The sequence below is a fragment of the Virgibacillus salinus genome (assembly GCF_900102415.1).
Classification (GTDB): Bacteria; Bacillota; Bacilli; order Bacillales; family Amphibacillaceae; genus Lentibacillus; species Lentibacillus subterraneus.
In genome coordinates, this window is the sequence record NZ_FNKD01000001.1 from 271,396 (window position 1) to 288,821 (window position 17,426).

At 40.1% G+C, this 17,426-nt stretch carries 19 protein-coding genes; 11 read left to right on the forward strand and 8 right to left on the reverse strand.

Features of this window, described 5'->3' with window-relative positions; translation table 11 throughout:
• Positions 1–44: 44 nt before the first annotated feature.
• The 4 genes from BLS02_RS01420 to BLS02_RS01430 form a co-directional block, all read right to left on the reverse strand.
• Positions 45–824: a CAP domain-containing protein gene (locus BLS02_RS01420; RefSeq protein WP_092491177.1), complete on the reverse strand. Its 780-nt coding sequence runs from the start codon at positions 822–824 to the stop codon at positions 45–47.
• A gap of 95 nt (positions 825–919) precedes the next feature.
• Positions 920–1,018, reverse strand: a complete 99-nt coding sequence (locus tag BLS02_RS18680; RefSeq protein WP_139180775.1) for a DUF4023 family protein — start codon at positions 1,016–1,018, stop codon at positions 920–922.
• Between the two features lie 115 nt (positions 1,019–1,133).
• Positions 1,134–1,322: an H-type small acid-soluble spore protein gene (locus tag BLS02_RS01425; protein ID WP_092491178.1), complete on the reverse strand. Its 189-nt coding sequence runs from the start codon at positions 1,320–1,322 to the stop codon at positions 1,134–1,136.
• Between the two features lie 18 nt (positions 1,323–1,340).
• Positions 1,341–1,526 (reverse strand): H-type small acid-soluble spore protein, encoded by a 186-nt coding sequence (locus tag BLS02_RS01430; protein ID WP_092491179.1) that lies wholly within the window; start codon positions 1,524–1,526, stop codon positions 1,341–1,343.
• Between the two features lie 163 nt (positions 1,527–1,689).
• Here BLS02_RS01430 and BLS02_RS01435 point away from each other — a divergent pair, with 163 nt between their 5' ends.
• A complete protein-coding gene (locus BLS02_RS01435; protein WP_092491180.1) occupies positions 1,690–2,961 on the forward strand; it encodes an MFS transporter in 1,272 nt (423 codons plus the stop codon).
• A gap of 53 nt (positions 2,962–3,014) precedes the next feature.
• On the forward strand, positions 3,015–3,632 hold the full coding sequence (locus BLS02_RS01440; RefSeq protein ID WP_092491181.1) for a class I SAM-dependent methyltransferase: 618 nt from the start codon (positions 3,015–3,017) through the stop codon (positions 3,630–3,632).
• 154 nt (positions 3,633–3,786) lie between these two features.
• On the opposite strand, the gene BLS02_RS01445 is transcribed toward BLS02_RS01440, so the two are convergent.
• Positions 3,787–6,174 (reverse strand): immune inhibitor A domain-containing protein, encoded by a 2,388-nt coding sequence (locus BLS02_RS01445; protein WP_092491182.1) that lies wholly within the window; start codon positions 6,172–6,174, stop codon positions 3,787–3,789.
• Between the two features lie 307 nt (positions 6,175–6,481).
• Between BLS02_RS01445 and BLS02_RS01450 the strand changes: the two genes are divergently transcribed.
• Complete coding sequence (locus tag BLS02_RS01450) at positions 6,482–8,137, forward strand: FAD-binding dehydrogenase (protein WP_092491183.1); 1,656 nt, start codon at positions 6,482–6,484, stop codon at positions 8,135–8,137.
• A gap of 38 nt (positions 8,138–8,175) precedes the next feature.
• On the opposite strand, the gene BLS02_RS01455 is transcribed toward BLS02_RS01450, so the two are convergent.
• The 3 genes from BLS02_RS01455 to BLS02_RS01465 all read right to left on the reverse strand — a co-directional run bounded on the left by BLS02_RS01455 (position 8,176) and on the right by BLS02_RS01465 (position 11,049).
• Positions 8,176–8,811: a lysoplasmalogenase family protein gene (locus BLS02_RS01455; protein ID WP_368073002.1), complete on the reverse strand. Its 636-nt coding sequence runs from the start codon at positions 8,809–8,811 to the stop codon at positions 8,176–8,178.
• A gap of 193 nt (positions 8,812–9,004) precedes the next feature.
• Positions 9,005–10,582, reverse strand: coding sequence for a Na+/H+ antiporter (locus tag BLS02_RS01460; protein ID WP_092491184.1), 1,578 nt, complete (start codon positions 10,580–10,582; stop codon positions 9,005–9,007).
• A 140-nt stretch (positions 10,583–10,722) separates the two neighbouring features.
• Positions 10,723–11,049 carry a DUF192 domain-containing protein gene (locus BLS02_RS01465; RefSeq protein WP_092491185.1) on the reverse strand — a complete coding sequence of 109 codons (327 nt, stop codon included), beginning with the start codon at positions 11,047–11,049 and terminating at the stop codon, positions 10,723–10,725.
• Between the two features lie 213 nt (positions 11,050–11,262).
• Here BLS02_RS01465 and BLS02_RS01470 point away from each other — a divergent pair, with 213 nt between their 5' ends.
• From BLS02_RS01470 to BLS02_RS01505, 8 genes are read left to right on the forward strand one after another with little or no spacing between them, the layout of a single operon-like run.
• Positions 11,263–11,430: a Flp family type IVb pilin gene (locus BLS02_RS01470; RefSeq protein WP_092491186.1), complete on the forward strand. Its 168-nt coding sequence runs from the start codon at positions 11,263–11,265 to the stop codon at positions 11,428–11,430.
• A 58-nt stretch (positions 11,431–11,488) separates the two neighbouring features.
• On the forward strand, positions 11,489–11,998 hold the full coding sequence (locus tag BLS02_RS01475; RefSeq protein WP_092491187.1) for an A24 family peptidase: 510 nt from the start codon (positions 11,489–11,491) through the stop codon (positions 11,996–11,998).
• Positions 11,995–12,375, forward strand: a complete 381-nt coding sequence (locus BLS02_RS01480) for a TadE/TadG family type IV pilus assembly protein (RefSeq protein ID WP_092491188.1) — start codon at positions 11,995–11,997, stop codon at positions 12,373–12,375. The genes BLS02_RS01475 and BLS02_RS01480 overlap by 4 nt, the downstream gene beginning before the upstream one ends.
• Entirely contained in the window at positions 12,372–13,325 is a 954-nt protein-coding gene (locus tag BLS02_RS01485; protein ID WP_092491189.1) for a TadE/TadG family type IV pilus assembly protein, read from the forward strand. Before BLS02_RS01480 ends, BLS02_RS01485 begins: the two co-directional genes overlap by 4 nt.
• A gap of 27 nt (positions 13,326–13,352) precedes the next feature.
• Positions 13,353–13,964: a Flp pilus assembly protein CpaB gene (gene cpaB / locus BLS02_RS01490; RefSeq protein ID WP_092491190.1), complete on the forward strand. Its 612-nt coding sequence runs from the start codon at positions 13,353–13,355 to the stop codon at positions 13,962–13,964.
• Positions 13,964–15,145, forward strand: coding sequence for a CpaE/TadZ family protein (locus BLS02_RS01495; RefSeq protein ID WP_092491191.1), 1,182 nt, complete (start codon positions 13,964–13,966; stop codon positions 15,143–15,145). The genes cpaB and BLS02_RS01495 overlap by 1 nt, the downstream gene beginning before the upstream one ends.
• A complete protein-coding gene (locus BLS02_RS01500; RefSeq protein WP_092491192.1) occupies positions 15,145–16,470 on the forward strand; it encodes a TadA family conjugal transfer-associated ATPase in 1,326 nt (441 codons plus the stop codon). Before BLS02_RS01495 ends, BLS02_RS01500 begins: the two co-directional genes overlap by 1 nt.
• The gene (locus BLS02_RS01505; protein WP_175559418.1) at positions 16,470–17,426 is read left to right on the forward strand and encodes a type II secretion system F family protein; all 957 of its coding nucleotides are present in this window, start codon (positions 16,470–16,472) and stop codon (positions 17,424–17,426) included. Before BLS02_RS01500 ends, BLS02_RS01505 begins: the two co-directional genes overlap by 1 nt.

The window sequence follows — 17,426 nt, forward strand, 5'->3', positions numbered from 1 at the left end:
TCAGAGAAGAATTGACTTCTTAGATCCTCGTTAAAATGTTATCGTTATTTTTGGATGAACATCTGTGACCAGTAATCGCCACTTTCCGTATGACCTACTCCAATATGTGTGAAGCTTTCATTCAATATATTTTCACGGTGCCCTTGACTGTTCATCCAGGCATCGACAACCTGTTGAGGTGACTGCTGCCCACGAGCGATGTTTTCACCAGCTGATTGATAAGAAACACCTGCATTCTTCATCATATCGAAAGGGGATCCATATGTTGGACTGTTGTGTGAAAAATAACCATTAGATTGCATGTCCCGAGCTTTATTTCTGGCTACGTTGCTTAGTTTTTTGTGTGCCTTTAACGGGGAGAGCCCTTGATTACTTCTTTCCTGATTTGTTAACTTGATGACATTTGACGTAAACTCATTTTGCCCTTGTTGTGGCTGTGTTTGGTTTGCCTCATCTTCTGTCTGCTGGTCTTGCTCTTGTTGCGTTTGTCCTTCTTGTCCTTGATTTCGCTGTTGCTGATCTCGTCTAAGTTGCCCTTGATCCTGTCGATCTAATCCTTGTCGACTCTGTTCACGCTGGTTCCAATTTTTATCATCTTCTCCTAAACCAAACATGTCGATATTGAAATTACCCTGGTTCTGCTGATTTTCTATTTGGTCTGTCTGAAGGTCTCCACTGGAATCATCTGTCTTGGTAAAAGAGATAGCATCTTCTTCACTCGGATCGTTATTTGAAGCATCTTCATTATTATTGGTAGTGTTACATGCAGCCAGTAATAAGAAGAGTATACTTATTAATACTACGAAAAGTTTATTAAATTTCATGTTATAAGCCTCCTTTGCTCATTGTCTTTATTAATTTGTGCTTTTATTTAATAAATATATATGGGAAATTAAAGCAAATGGAGGACTTTTAATGTCTAGTTCCGTTTGTTAGGCAGTTTATCGGCAGGATCGCCTCGGCCTTGTTGTTTCTTGTTGTGTCTATCCTTTTTCTTGGCAGTTAAGAAAGTATAAATACTTTCTTACTGCATAAGTGCAACTAAGGCTTATCTACATTAAGGCTTGGCGATAAGCCAAGTTTTCTAAGTTTCGTTAAACTTTTTCACAAAATTATGTGTGTCATCCATTTATTTATCCTCCTGACTTTTCGTTGAGTTGTGCAAGCTGGGCATCAAATTCATTTTCCGAGTCATCCAAAGCAAAAACTCTAGCTGTTTCATTCTGATCACTAACATGCTGAATGTAGACTTGTTTTCCGTTATAGGTAACGTTTTTCATATTTGCTGATTGGGCTATTTCTTCGGCTCGTTGTCTGTTCATTGTTAACTAACTCCTTTCTTATGGACCTTCTTCAAATAAGCCATCTAAATCAACTTGTTGTTCATGATCCATTTCATCAAGCGGGAAGACAGTTGCTGTTTCGCTATCTTCGTTTATTCCTTGTATATAGACCGGTATTCCATGGTATTTTACGTTTATCATTGCAAGTGAATCAATAATTTCCTGTGCCCGATTACTGTCCATGATAGTTCTCCTTTCTAAATTGCTTAATCTTATTTTTTGCTTTGAGAAAGGGAATATACGAGGATGAAATAACCATTTTAACGTTTGTATTTACATTTGCTTTGACGTAAAATTTAGCCTAGATATGAAATGAGCTTCGGCGTTCGGACATGGAGGTGCAACTTTGTTAGGCAAATTTTTTCAAAAATTTTATTATGGCTGGTTTATTGTATTTATTGGTGGGCTGGGAATCTTTTTTTCAGGGCCAGGTCAAACATATTCCATCTCACTATTTATTGACGAATACATAAATGATTTTGGCTGGTCTCGAACGGAGGTTTCCGGCCTATATTCATCAGCCACACTTGTCGCTGGATTAACAATGATGTTTGTTGGTCGGTTTATTGATCGATTTGGCCAGCGGTTCATGATGGTAACAGTTGGGATTGTCTTTGCGGTGGCTTGTTTCTTCAACAGTGCAGTTACGAACATGTTTATGCTTGCGATTGGTTTCTTTTTAGTGAGACTGTTGGGTCAAGGCACAATGTCACTTATTCCCAATACCCTTGTGGCTCAATGGTTTGTTAAAAAGAGAGGTCGGGCATTCAGTTTTATGACGATGGGCAGTTTCATTAGTGCGATGCTGCTGCCAATTATTAATTCCTGGCTCATTCAAACATGGGATTGGCAGTTTGCGTGGAGATTCTGGGGAGTGTCGTTGCTTGTCATATTTGTTCCAATTGCTCTGTTTGGGGTCCGCAATCGCCCAGAAGTAATGGGACTGGAACCGGACGGGACAAATGAGGCCGATGACGAGAACTCAGAACCAGTTATCGGAACAACTCTACCTGAATCGGAAGAGGATTGGACATTAAAAGAAGCGATGCGTACATGGGCTTTTTGGGGCATTCTGGTTAGTGTCAGCATTCCATCCATGATTAATACAGGTATCACGTTTCATATTATTTCCATCTTTGATTCGAATGGGCTCTCTCCAGGTGTTGCTGCAATGGTGTTAAGTTTAATGGCTATTGTTGGTCTTCCGATGTCGCTGGTTTCAGGATTTATCACCGAAAAAATACAGACGAATTATTTGTTAGCAAGTGTCTTTGTAATCGAAATGATTTTTATGTTAATGCTTTTAATCACAAAAAGTCTGCTAATGGCGATTTTATTCGGTGCAATTTGGGGTATAGCAAATGGTATTGAACGGATTGGAATGAATGTTGTTTGGCCGGATTTTTTTGGCCGGAAATATATCGGCAGTATAAATGGTGTTGGAATGACAATGGTTGTACTTGGGTCATCTTTAGGACCACTGCCGTTTGGTGCTGGATTTGATTTGTTTCATAACTATACACCTGTTTTGCTTGCTTCACTGACCTTTCCATTAATTGGACTAATTTGTGCAATAACAGCAAGAAAGCCTCAGAAAGACAAGTTAAAAGCGGTGTAAAAAGTAGGATATGTTAAAATAAGTGTATAAAATTTATTTAAGCGGTGAATATGATGTTAAAGGATACTGGAGAACGCGTTATTCCCGAAAAGATGAAAATAACTAACGAGTTGTTAATTGAACATGTGGCAAGATATCATTTTGCCAGTGATTTTGTTCATGGACGTGTACTGGACTTTGCAAGTGGCGCTGGTTATGGAACGCATATCATCGCAAAGAAATGTAAGGATAAAGTAAGTGAAGTTGTGGGAGTCGATATTGATACTGAAGCAGTGAAATACGCACAGGGTACTTTTTATCATCCGTTATCCACTTTTATAGAAGGTGATGTGACAGATTCAACAGTACCAGACAAATTGGGGCAATTTGACTGTGTTCTCAGCTTTGAAACTATTGAACATGTAGAAGAAGAAAGCCAATTTTTAGCTAATATTTACGAAATGCTAAGGCCAGGGGGCACGCTTATCTTATCAACCCCTTTTGGTGAAGGGCGTGGTGTTGCATGTGGTTCACCATTTCACATCCATCAGTTGAGGATTGATGAGTTTAGAAATTTGTTTCCGGAGTATACAACCAAGGAATTCTATTTTCAAAAAGGTGCGTTAATCAAGCCGGCAGACTTTGAAGCAGCAGAGAAATTACCGCTTGGGTTAGTTATTTGCAGAAAATAAGAAAAAATTGGTATTCGTTAAAGGGGTTCTTATGAAAGCGTATTTTGCTTTCTTAGAACCCTTTATACTCTGGAGTGCAAACATTAATAGCAAGCGCCGTAACTGCTAATAAAAGCCTACCTTTAGGAAGACTAAAGGTAGGCTTAAAGTTTGTTTACTTAGAGATTAGTACCTGACCAACAGTACCATCATCACTTTGACCAGTTACACGGAATTTCAAACCGTATTCTGGAACATTACGTCCAGCGTCTACAAGACCTGGATTACTCCAGTCAGCGCTGTCATCGAATAATGGTGTACGTTTCGTGTAGTTGTCTGTCATCGTAACACCTAGTAGGTCAGTGTAATCTAAGAACATTTTACTGCTTTTATCCAGGCTGAATGCCGCATCGTTTAATTGATAACGGGAAGCTCCAACTGCTCCATCGCTCCAGTAAGTAGCATGCTGGTCAGCATCAACAACACCAAGGAATCCATCACCTGGGTGAGTGCCAGTCCAGTTGTTGTCGTATGACTCATCGACATACCATACAAGTAATCCTTGATCATAGCTCATTAAGCTAGCCCCACGGCGGATATTTGCTAAACCTTCATCCACACCGTTGTGTGATCTCCACTCAAGCAAGTAATAATGATCTGTTTTATACTTACCATCATGCTTAACGAATCCGTTTAATTCAAATTTAGGTTCTGCCTCAGCACCGTCAGATAATACTTCACTTCCGTCTGCTGTCACTGTTACATTATCAGCAAAGAATCCATCAAGGTTTGTAGCCCAGTCTGACATGGAACGGAATTGAAGCTGAATTTCCTGTCCGGCATACTGGCTTATATCGATTGTTTCATGAACCCAACCGTCACTTGAACCAGTGTAACCAGGAAGATTTGCTTCAATTGCAGGATATCCACCTTCAGCTAGTGTTGAACTAGTTCGTTCACTTGATAGTGATTCCCAGGTTTCGCCACCATCTGTTGAAACCTGAACCATTGCATAATCCCAATCCTGCTCAATGTTATACCAAGCATCGAAATCGAGTGTTGCATTTGTTGCCCCTGTTAAGTCAACAGTTGTTGTCATATTGTGGTCAACTTCATTACCTTTGCCACCATAATATTCAAACTCACCTTCTGCAGGTGTGTTCAACACATTTAATTTTTTTGGCAGGTCGACGCGAACTGTATCATTGTTGGTACCTTTTGTTACAGCCTCATCTAGAAGGGCACTAGTACCTTCGGATGTGACTTCGTCTGAATGAAGTGTAGATCCGCTTAACCAGTTGCCACCATGATTAGCTTGCAGCATTTCTTTTGCAAAAGGGCTCATTCCAGGAGGTTCTGTTCCAGGTACATCTCCAGCCCAGCTGCCGCTTGCCATAAGTGACCAATATGCTACAGCTTCCCCAGCTCCACTGTATACAGTGTCATACTCATCAGGTAGACCTAAGTCATGTCCATATTCGTGAGCAAATACACCAGCAGCGCCATCTTCCGGTTCGATTGTATAATCATAAGCCCCTAGCAGACCGCCGAAACGATCACTATCAGATGTGGCACCAGGAACTGCAGTTAACTGCCCAAGGTTCCAGCGGTGAGACCAGATTGCGTCGCCACCAAGTGAGCCGCCACCAGCTTCTTCACCAACACCAGCATGGATAACCATTAAATGGTCAATAATTCCGTCTGGCTCAGCTTTTACTCCATCACCATCATAATCAGCGCGATCCCAAACATCGTATTCGCTTAAATCAATGCTTTCATCCTGAGCTGCTTTTGTAAGTGCTTCATAAACTAACTCACGAGGGCGAGCATCACTGCCATCAGGAGCTGGAACGTTTCCGCCATAGTAAGCAGCAGGGTTTTCAGCTGTATACCAGCCAGCTACATTACCTTCAACAGTATAACTTCGACCAGATTGTTGTTCATAATATTGCTTCATAGAGGTGAAATTTTCGCCATTAGGGCCTTCATATCCGTCATCACCAAAAATCATGTCCTGGAAATGCTGGGTTGGATAATTCTCATACCACATATCCGTTTCCTCTGGTGTGATCGAACTTTTTTCATAATCAGGAAAGTCAATTGCAAGTACTAGAACTTTGTCTTTACGAACTTCCCCGTTATAGCTCTCCTCTTCAACAGAGTCAACCTCGCCCTGTTTAGCTTGTCCTAGTTTGTTACCTTCTCCATTTTTTAGAGGATTGTTGTTATTATTCTTTGAATCTTTCATATTCGTATCAAGGCCATTTGGCAGATCATCTTTAGTCTTATTAGCACCTTTTGCTTTACTCTTTAAGTATTTTTGCAGTGCCTTTTGAGCCTCTGCAGGTGATGCATCTTTAGCAATGGTTCCATTTTCTTTTAGCATCTTGATTAACTTCTCATCATTAGCCATTCCTGGATCAAAGGATGATCCTTGTGATGATTGAACTTTAGTAGATAGATTAGATCCGGTTTCGTTTGTAGAGATTGTATCAGCACTTACTGCACTAAAACCTAGTGAAAGTGCTAACGTTGTCGAAAGAATTAGTCCCTTCTTCTTCATACGATGAATTGCCTCCTAAGTATTGTAGTAATTTTTTATAAATTTATTAATCAAGACCTCCTTCCAAATCTATTGAAATAGTAAATAAATTGTAAGAGTAATTTAATAGTATATTCATAATTGAATATTGTAAATATTATAAACAGATTATGACAAATAAGGGGTTATAAGACCTAATTCTGACGTAGGTAATAAGGGTTAATTTTGTGTAATGGAATGGGTTGAAAGTCATACTTTAGAACATTGACTTTTCAAAAGAATTAAAATAATGTTAGAGATAATATAGTGTCGAGAGGAAGATATATGAGTGGAATATGATGTTATAGTAGTTGGGGCTGGTCTTGCTGGTTTGGTGGCTACTGCAGAGATAGCTGACGCTGGCAAAAAAGTGCTGTTGCTGGATCAGGAACCTGAAGCTTCGTTTGGAGGGCAGGCTTGGTGGTCGTTTGGTGGTTTGTTTTTGGTTGATTCGCCAGAACAGCGCCGAATGGGAGTAAAGGACTCCAAAGAACTTGCCTGGCAGGACTGGCTTGGTACAGCAGGATTTTATAGAGAAGATGATGAAGACTATTGGGGGAGAAAATGGGCTGAAGCGTATATGGACTTCGCAGCTGGTGAAAAGCGTGCATGGCTTCGTGAAATGGGTGTAAAGTTCTTTCCGGTAGTTGGCTGGGCTGAACGTGGTGGATATGATGCTGAAGGACATGGTAATTCGGTGCCACGCTTTCATATTGTATGGGGAACAGGTCCTGGAATTGTTGCTCCTTTTGAACGACGCGTTCGCGAACACATGAAAAATGGCCTGGTCGAGTACATGCCACGCCATCGTGTGGATAACCTTTTTACGAGTAATGGTGCTATTGTTGGCGCAGGAGGGGCTGTTCTCGCTCCGAGTTCTGCCGGGCGAGGTGAGGAAAGTTCACGTGAAATTATTGATGACTTTGAATATAATACAAGGGCAGTGCTTGTTACCAGTGGTGGAATAGGTGCCAACTTCGATTTGGTTCGAAAAAATTGGCCTGATCGGCTAGGCAAACCACCTGAAAATATGGTTTCCGGTGTCCCAAAGCATGTTGATGGGCGGATGCTTTCTATTACAGAAGATGCTGGTGGCAGAGTTGTTAATCGCGATCGCATGTGGCACTATACGGAAGGGATAAAAAATTGGAACCCTGTATGGAATAAACACGGGATACGCATTCTGCCTGGGCCATCGTCACTATGGCTGGATGCAACCGGAAAAAGATTGCCAGCACCAAATTTTCCAGGTTTCGATACACTCGGGACCTTGGATACGATTCAAAAAACAGGTTACAGCTATTCCTGGTTTATTCTGACACAGAAAATAATTGAACGTGAATTTGCCCTATCAGGTTCAGAACAAAACCCTGATTTAACGGGGAAAAACATTAAAAAAGTATTGAGCAGAGTATTGCCTGGTCCAACCTCTCCAGTGAAGGCATTTATGGACAAGGGTGAGGACTTCGTTGTTGCTGATAATATTGATAATTTAGTAGTTGGCATGAACAAACTGACAGGTGATAAGCTTTTGGATATCGAGGACATTAAACGGCAGGTTGAAGCACGTGACCGTGAAATGGACAATAAATTCACGAAAGATTTACAGATAACAGCTATACGTGGGGCACGTAAATACTTAGGTGATAAATTAATCCGAGTTGCTTCTCCCCACAAATTATTGGATAAGAAAAACGGACCACTAATTGCAGTTCGGTTGAATATCCTTAGTCGTAAAACATTGGGTGGTCTGCAGACTAATTTGTCTGGTCAAGTTTTAAGTGAAACAGGTGAGGCAATTCCCGGCCTATACGCTGCAGGCGAGGTTGCTGGATTTGGTGGTGGCGGATTACACGGCTACCGCGCACTTGAGGGGACCTTCTTAGGTGGATGTTTATTCACTGGACGGGAAGCAGGCCGAGCGATAGCAAAAGAATTAAAATAAAAAAGGACTGACTTATATGGCGTAGTTATTAACGCCATTTATAAGTAAGTTTTTAGATTGCCTATACTTTGAGCAATCAGGAATTGTGCTCCATAATACGTAGTCATGATAAGCGATCCTGAATAAGTGATATCTGAAATAAACATGTTCCAAGCAAGAATCGAGTCTGAGATAACAAATAATATACTGCCTGTAATAGCCCACTTGTTCTTAGTCATTATAGCGGCCCAAGCCATTAAGGAAATTATAATTATGTAAAACAGAACAGGTACCAATAAGGCGTCGTTCCCCTGTGTAACAAGCCCGTCCATTAACTCTTTGCCAATTAATAGGCCGTACAATATTAATAGTATGATTGTACCAAACCTGATTTTAGAGAATTTCCAGCAGCTGAAAAAAGCTGCCATATAAAAAAGGTGCCCGATAAGAAAAGCGGTCAGCCCGATAACAAACGATTTCTCTAACAGTCCGTCTCCGAGCATACAGAAAAATAAACCTATCAAGACTAGCCAATGCGTAAATGATCTTTTGGATGGGAATTGCAGATAGGCATAACAAATAATTAGCCACATTGGGATTAACTTGAAGACAATTTGATCAGAAAAGAAAAATATATAGAGTATACTCATTAATAGGATAAGTACAGGTAAGCCATATTTTTTCAATAAACTCACATCCTTATATGGTAATTCTATATATTATTCGATATTACCTTCAAATACTCCTCTTTTTGCAGTTAAAGCTAAGTGCGCTTTCATCTTGCCTTATTATACTTAGCGGACCCGGAAACAGTTTTACTGATTTGTCGGATCCTCATTCCGCTGATTGGACTCTTCACAAATGCAAGAACCCAAACTAAATGCGCTGTTAGTGTTCACTTTCCAATTCTGCCAGTTGATTCATAATTTGCTCAACTACCTGATCAGCAATTTCGGTGGAAATGATATCTTCTTTAGCTAGACGTTCAACAGCTTCGTGCTGTGCGTAAAGGGAATGACGCTCAAGTGTATTGATCTGTTTCTCTCGTAATTCAGGTTGATTCTGGATGAGTTGTTCAATTTTGCTCTGTACAGAATCAAGATTTTCCTGGTATTCATCGATAATTTCATCTGTTACAGTATCGGTTATCCGCAGGTTCTTTTTAACCCGTTTAACTTCCTCAATTCCTTTTTCATAACGGTATGCTTGTGCCAGTAATTTTTCATAGTCATCGTAGCCGTCATCCTTTTTGTCAACGCCAAGCCAAGCTAGCAGTGGCTGTATCGTAAGCCCCTGAAGGACTAGAGAAAATAACACTACACTAAAGGCTAATATTAAAATTTCCTCACGCCCCTCGAAGTCTCTTGGCAGGCTGAGAACCAGCGCAATTGATAAGGAACCTTTTAAGCCTCCCCAAGTCAACGTGTGTTTCCAGGTTAGCGGGACAGTTTTTGTGAAAAATAAGCCCGCGTAAACAGCGACAGTTCTACCAGCAAGGACAATTATAATAGCGAGGAAGATTAGTCCCCACATATCAGTTACATCAATTATGGTGATTTCGAGTCCAACCATTAAAAATACCAGGGAGTTTGCGAGCAATGTTACAACATCCCAGAAGTTATTGATATTCAATTTTGTCGTGGGGCTCATCCCGATTTTTGCTCCGTAATTTCCTAAAATCAGTGCAGCAACAACAACAGCAATTACCCCAGATGCATGAATTGTCTCTGCCAGTAAAAAGACTCCATAAAAGAGGATAATACTGAAAATGATTTCCAATGGGTAATCGTCAAAATATCTTGTAATCCTTGAAATGATATATCCAGATGCACCACCAATGATCACGCCCAGGGCAACAACTTTTACAAATTCCCAAGCACCTAAACCTGCCCCTTCAATTCCCATTCCAGCATAGGTGATTAGCGAAAAAGCGGAGATGTTGAATAGCACAACTGCTAACCCATCATTGAATAAACTTTCCCCTTCTATAATGGTAGATAGTCGTTTATTTACACCGAGGTTTTTAAATATCGATAAAACACTGACGGGGTCCGTAGCACTCATAACAGCTGCAAATACGAAGGCAGCTGGGACGGAAAACTGTAACAGCCACATGGAAGAAAAGCCGATAACAATAAAAGATAAAAAGGTTCCTCCAAAAGCGAGCATGATAATGGGCCTTTTATTATCGTATAGGTGTGAAAATGGAATCTTTAATGCTGCTTCTCCTAATAAAGCAGGCAAGAACAGCGTAATGACAGCAAAATTAAATACTTCTCCTTCTGTTATAAAACCCTTTAAAGGCTCAAGGACAGGGATGTTAATTAGACCAATGATTGCTCCAATAATGACAAGCGCAATCGGATATGGTTTATTAAATTTCATGGCAATAGCGGTAATCCCCGCTGCAATCATCACCAGTATAAGAGCAAGCGAAAATATATGATGTAAATCCAGTTCCTGCACTATGCTGTTCCTCCTTCATCGAACACTTTTTCATATCATATCACTCATTTTTACCAATTTCATGAAATTTACCATGAGATGTTTCGAAAAAGGCATAAAAAAGAGCCGACGATTAAGAAGTTGACTTCTGGATATAACGATTACAGCTTTATAGTATCCCCTTCTGTAATGTGATTTTTCACTATCGTACCAATAGGCAGCTCAAGTGCTGAATCAGCATTGGGTATTGGCGGGACTACTTTCCATGGTTTTAAATTCGGGATTGCTCTAACTACTTTGTTTGAATGATCAAGAAATACCACATCGATCGGAAACCGCATGAAAAACATGTGAACGGACTTACACCGTGTAATTAAAAGACCTTCATCCGTAAAAGGCTTCTTATAAAACAGAAGTCCTTTTAATCTTGCCCAATAACTATCAGCTACCTTTATTTCAAACGGTAAACTAATTTCCAAAGCTTCCACCCCTCTTATCTTCTTTTGTTCACTATAATGAATTATTCGTTCTAAATAAAAAACAAAATTGCAAGAATGAACGAGATAAAGAACGAAAAACAAAGCAAATTGTTCTTTATAGAGTTCAAATGGACTAATTTGAGGGTTTGCAAATAAAATCGTTCTGTATATAATTCATTTAAGTTCTTTAAAAAGAACAAAAATACTTAGGAGGAATTTTATATGAATCATTTTATCAGACTTTTCAAGGAAGAAGAAGGGCAAGCATTAACGGAGTATGGATTGTTGGTAGGGTTGATTGCTGTTGCATGTATTGCAGTTATAGTTGCTATTGGACCTGAGTTAGAAAGACTATTTCGTGACATATTGAATGCGTTAAGAGGCGCTTAGTTAGTTTAAATAGCCCTGCTCCGGCGGGGCTAATTTTTCAAAGAAAGGAGAATACCATATGACAAATCTAGCAATTATCCTCATCCTAATTATCTCCACCATAACAGATCTTCGCAGCAGGAAAATACTGAATATAGTAACGATGCCAGCTATTATTTTTGCGCTTATTTATCACCTCATTACAAATGGCCTAGACGGCTTTCTATTCAGTGGCCAAGGGTTTTTAGTAGGAATCGGGTTATTATTCATTCCATTCATGATGGGAGGCATTGGTGCGGGTGATGTAAAATTGCTTGCTGCTGTTGGTGCATGGAAAGGAACATTATTTGTTCTTTATACCGGAATATACGCAGGGGTTTTTGGGGGACTTATCGCTTTATTCATCTTAATCAAACGAAAGCAGCTTGTATGGACAGTGAAAAACATGCTTTTCTCGCTATTATTTTTAAAAAGCACGAAAGGGTCATTGGAAATTTCTAATGATACGCAGAACAATGTATCAATCCCGTACGCAATTCCAATCGTATTGGGAGCACTTATGACATTTATAATGGAGAGTTATCTATGAAATCACAAAAAGGTCAATCATTAGTAGAAACGGCATTAATATTACCAATCTTGTTGCTCCTGGTGTTTGGGATAACTGATTTCGGGAGGATATTTCATGCTTATTTAACACTTGATCATGCAGGGAGAGAGGCAGCACGAACTGCAGCAATTGGTTCTGCAGACAGTGTTATCGAAGCAAAAATTATCGATGCAACTAGTAGCCTTGATGAAGACAATTTAGGGATTGTGATTACTCCAGGAGGCGAAGCAAACCGAACAAGTGGAAGTGAAGTGAACATTACACTTACATATCCAGTTGATTTTTTGACGCCGGTTATCGGTCAAATTATAGAAGAGTTTGATTTAAAAGACACAACAGTAATGAGGGTGGAATGATGAAGAAAAAATGTAAATTACTTTTTAAAGAACAAAGTGGAATTGCAATGATTTTAGTCGCGCTTTTAATGTTTGTCCTAATAGGATTCAGCGCAATTGTGGTGGATGCAGGAGGATTGTATCTTGAGAAAAGCCGTCTGCAAAAATCATTGGATGCTGCAGTACTTGGAGGTGCGCAGGTTTTAACAACTTCAGAGGCAAATGCCAAAGCAGTCGCAATAGATATTGCAGCAGATAACGGCTTTACCGTTACTGAAAGTGAAGTATCAACCGGTGAAAACTTTATTGAAATACATAAGACGGTTAACAAAGACCTCACCTTTGCTAGAGTATTAGGTTTCGACCAGACAGATGTAGCCGCCAAGGCACGTGCGGAAATTATGAATACGTTAATAGGTGGAGGTGGAATAACACCTGTTGGGGTTGAACTTGGAGACGAATGGGAGTTTGCAGATGGATCACCATATGTTATGAATTTTCAGCCTGGGAATGGTGAGAATTCGTCTGTTGGTGGGAACTTTGGTTTTCTTGGGATAGACGGAAATGGAGCACAGGCACTCGCAGATGCGATTTTAAATGGAGCTGATTTTGAAGTTTATGATCCAGATGATCCTGAAAGCTATGAATATGTGGAAACCGAAACAGGAGCAATGGTAGGTCCGGTAAATGATGCCTTTGAAACGCTTATTGAACAGGATGCAGACAAAGAACACTGTCAAACATATGAAACAGCTGATAATACATGCAGTCGTGTCGTAACAGTTCCAATAGTAGAGGAATATACGGAATCGGGTTCTTCAGAAGTAAGGATTGTTGGATTTGCTGCTTTTTGGATTGAATCGGTTCACCATTTTGAACTTAGTGGACGTTTTATCGATTACGTTAGGTCAGGTGAATTCAGTAATGAAGGTGAGGACTATGGCATTTCCGGAGTAAAGCTTGTTGAATAATAAAATTTTAGTTAAGGAGGTGGGTATATGAATTCCAAGAAGATATGGTTAATTGCGATGGTGTTTGGATTAATTGCTGCAGGCATGATGTACTTTTTGGTTACAGAAAACACAAACCAGACTGTTGAACCGGCTACTACTGTAACAGAAGAAGATGAGGCAGACGAAGAAAACGCTAAAACGGCTAAAGCCTCTGGCGATGGGGAAGAGTCACAAACTGAAGAACCGGATGAATTCACAGGAAATGAGATGATCCCAGTTTCAGAGGGAAATCGCGCAATGACAATGGAAGTAACTGATGTGACAGGAGTTGCAGGTTTCATTGAGGCTGGGGCATTTGTCGATGTAGTCGGTGTTATGACCGTTCCAGAAGAGTATAGGGATACACAGCATGATTCAGCGACGCTCCTTTTAGAAAATGTGAAAGTGTTAGCAATCGGTCATGCAGCAGATGATAAAGAGACGATGAAACGTTATCAGATGGTGACGGTTGAATTATCGCCGAAACAGGGTCTTGCACTTGGATTCGCCACAAGGTATGAGCTGTATCTAATGCTTAGACAAGAAGGCGATAACAAGTTAGCGCCAAAGGATACCCATATCCATGAGGATGAATTACATGAAGGGGTGTTTAAATAATGGTTAAAATTTTTTCTATTGCCGGAAATGACGACTTAACATCAGGATTAAGCAGATTGATAAACGAATCTGAAAATAAGTTGTACTGGGTTGCAAATGAGGCAAAGTTATATGAACAATTACAATCCGAGGATAAGAGTGTTGTTATTTTACCAGATACTACTGCTTACGATGTGTATCGTTTATGTGAAAAGATATCCCTGCAGTTTCCGCTTGCTACGCCCTTGTTAATTTTTCAATCTGAGGAAGAACTGGATATGAAAAAGGCATTACGGGCAGGCGCCGCAGATGTTATCTTTCTCTCATCTTCCTTTTCTAAAATAAGAGAGGATATCCAGCTGGCTATTTCAAACAATGAGAGCAAGTCGTATTTTCAGTCAAAGTCAAAGCCAGTCAAAAACGCCAAAGTAATAACGGTTGCCAGTACTAAGGGTGGTGTTGGTAAGACGACGGTAGCAGTTAATCTTGCTGCATCCTATGGCAAGAAGATAGCAAAAGTTGCTGTGATTGATTTAGATCTGCAATTTGGTGATGTTGCGATGTACATGGACCTGAAGCCTAAGCGTACGATATATGACTGGGTAAAAGAGGACCAGGATGGAACCCAAATCGAAAACTTTATGACGGAATATAAGAATGGTATTTCGGTAATGGCAGCACCGCCAAGGCCTGAATTTGCTGAGGTCATCACTGGTGACTATGTGCGAAAAGCAATTTATGCGCTTAAAAAGCTTTATGACGTGGTGATCATCGATACATCGTGCAGTATGGATGAGAATGTCATTGTTGCGCTGGAGAATTCAGACGATATTTTGGTGATGACGTATCTTGATTTACCAACGCTAAAAAATAGTAAAATGTTGCTGGATACATTAGGTTCATTACATATAGGTGACAGGGCTAAAGTTGTATTGAATCGGCAAATGAAAGTAAAAGGGATAACAGTGGATACGTTAGAGAAAGTGCTTGGAAGAAAAGTATTTACAACACTTCCTGCAATGGATAAGCCAATGATAACCGCGATAAACGAGGGGAATCCTTTAAATTATACAAGTCCAAGATCGCAAGTAGCCAAGCGATTATTCCGGTTGGCTGAAGCCTTATACAATCCGGAGAGTCGTTCGTCTAAAAAGAAGAAAAAGGCTAAACGGATTGAAGTATCAGCAGGGGGGCATGTGTAATGTCCTTATTAACACGTCTAAGTGGAGAGCAGCCGGCAGCAAATAAAGGTCAGGCAAAACCTTCAAGTACGATTAAAAAATCATCAGACATTGAGGTTCGTCTTCATAACTTCCTTGTTGATGAACTGAAAAAGCCTGCAAACCAAAGTGGAGAGATTGAAGTACTGATAGAACAGCTTACGGAAAGTTTTTTTGAAGAAGAGGGTAAAACACTAACATTTGAAGAAAAAAAGCAAATGATTAAAGACATGACCCATGAATTAACAGGTTATGGACCAATTTCACCGCTGCTCGCTGACCCGAATGTAACCGAAGTTATGGTGAATGGGCCAAACGATGTTTATATCGAATTAAATGGGCGGATTGAAAAGACTACTACCTATTTTCGTGATGAGTTACATGTATTGCGTGTCATTGAAAAAATTGTTGCACCACTAGGGAGGAGAGTCGATGAAAGCTCTCCTATGGTTGATGCAAGATTACCTGATGGATCGCGTGTTAATGCAATTATTCCGCCTCTTGCATTAAATGGTCCAACGATTACGATCCGTAAATTTTCGGAGACCCCGTTTACGATATATGACTTATTACGAATGGGGACCGTCAACCAGGAAATTGCTGATTTTCTACAGGCGGCAGTCGAGTCAAAGCTTAATGTATTTATTAGTGGAGGTACTGGGTCAGGTAAAACAAGTACATTAAATGTGATCTCATCGTTTATTCCACGGCATGAACGGATTGTTACAATTGAGGATGCTGCCGAGCTGAAGCTTTCCCAGGATCATATTGTCTCACTGGAATCTCGTCCTAGGAATGTTGAGGGGCAAGGCGAAGTTACCATCAGGGACCTTGTGCGAAACTCTCTACGAATGCGACCTGACCGAATTATTGTTGGGGAGGTTCGAAGTGCAGAGGCACTTGATATGCTTCAGGCAATGAATACTGGTCATGACGGGAGTTTAGGGACTGGTCACGCGAATTCACCAAGGGATTTGCTGGCAAGGCTTGAAACAATGGTTTTAATGGCTGGATTTGATCTGCCGGTTAGGGCGATTCGTGAACAAGTCGCTGGTGCGCTCGATATTATAGTTCAACAAGAGCGCATGAAGGACGGTTCACGGAAGATTGTTAAAATCACTGAGGTATTAGGTCTGGAAGGTGATACAGTCGTACTCCAGGATATTTTCGTCTACAATGAGCGCAGAAATATAGCTTCTGGAAAGATGGAAGGGGAATTTAAATCAACAGGAATTCGTCCACATTGTATGGAAAAGCTTGAAGAAGCGGGATATAACCTACAATCAATGTTCAGGGAGGAATGGTAATGTCCACCACTGTTATTAATATTATTGTAGCATTCGTAATTATTACGATTTTTTCGAAGATCATTCTTTCGATAATTATTGAAAAGGGCAAATACGAAAAACGTTTAAGAAAGTATGTTTTTTTTGAGAATATTAAAAAAGAGAAAGATGTTAGTCAGAAAGAAAAGAAGTTCTTTATTAGAAAGGCTGGAAAATCTTTAGAAGCATTTATTAATTTATCAAAAAATGAAAAACTGCTTACACAGTCAGGCGTTAAACTATCCCTTGGAGAGTTATTGATTGGAAGGATAATCGTAGGAGTTCTCCTAGTAATGATTGGATACATGTATAATCTTCACTTTTTACTGCTTATTGTTTGTGGTGCAGTTGGATTTTACGTTCCAATTATGTATGTGAAGAAGAAGCGAAAAAAGCGGTTAAATGCATGTTCTAATCAGCTTGGTGAAGCGCTTGGCACGATGGCGAATGCATTACGGGCGGGGTTTAGCTTTATGCAGGCAATGAAGATGGTTGCTGAGGAAATCGATGATCCATTAGGACCGGAATTTTTAAAAGCGATCCAGGATATAAATTATGGAGTTTCAGTAGAGGATGCATTTGCGAGTTTGTTGGAGCGGCTTCCTGACAAGGAGCTTGAGATAGTATTAAATACACTGCTCATTCAACGGTCCAGTGGTGGAAACCTAGCATTTCTATTGGAGACGATGCAGGAGACAATCATCGATAGATCAAGAGTGAAGGATGAAGTGAATACGTTAACAGCACAAGGGAAAATGTCATCAGTAATCATTACCCTTTTACCGGTAGCACTAGCATTTTATCTCAAACTTGTTAACCCGGAATATTTTCAAATGTTATTTTCACATCCACTGGGCTGGACAATGGTCATCGTTGGGTGTATTAACATCGTACTAGGGTGGTTTTTTATCAAAAAAATAGTACACATCGAGGTGTAA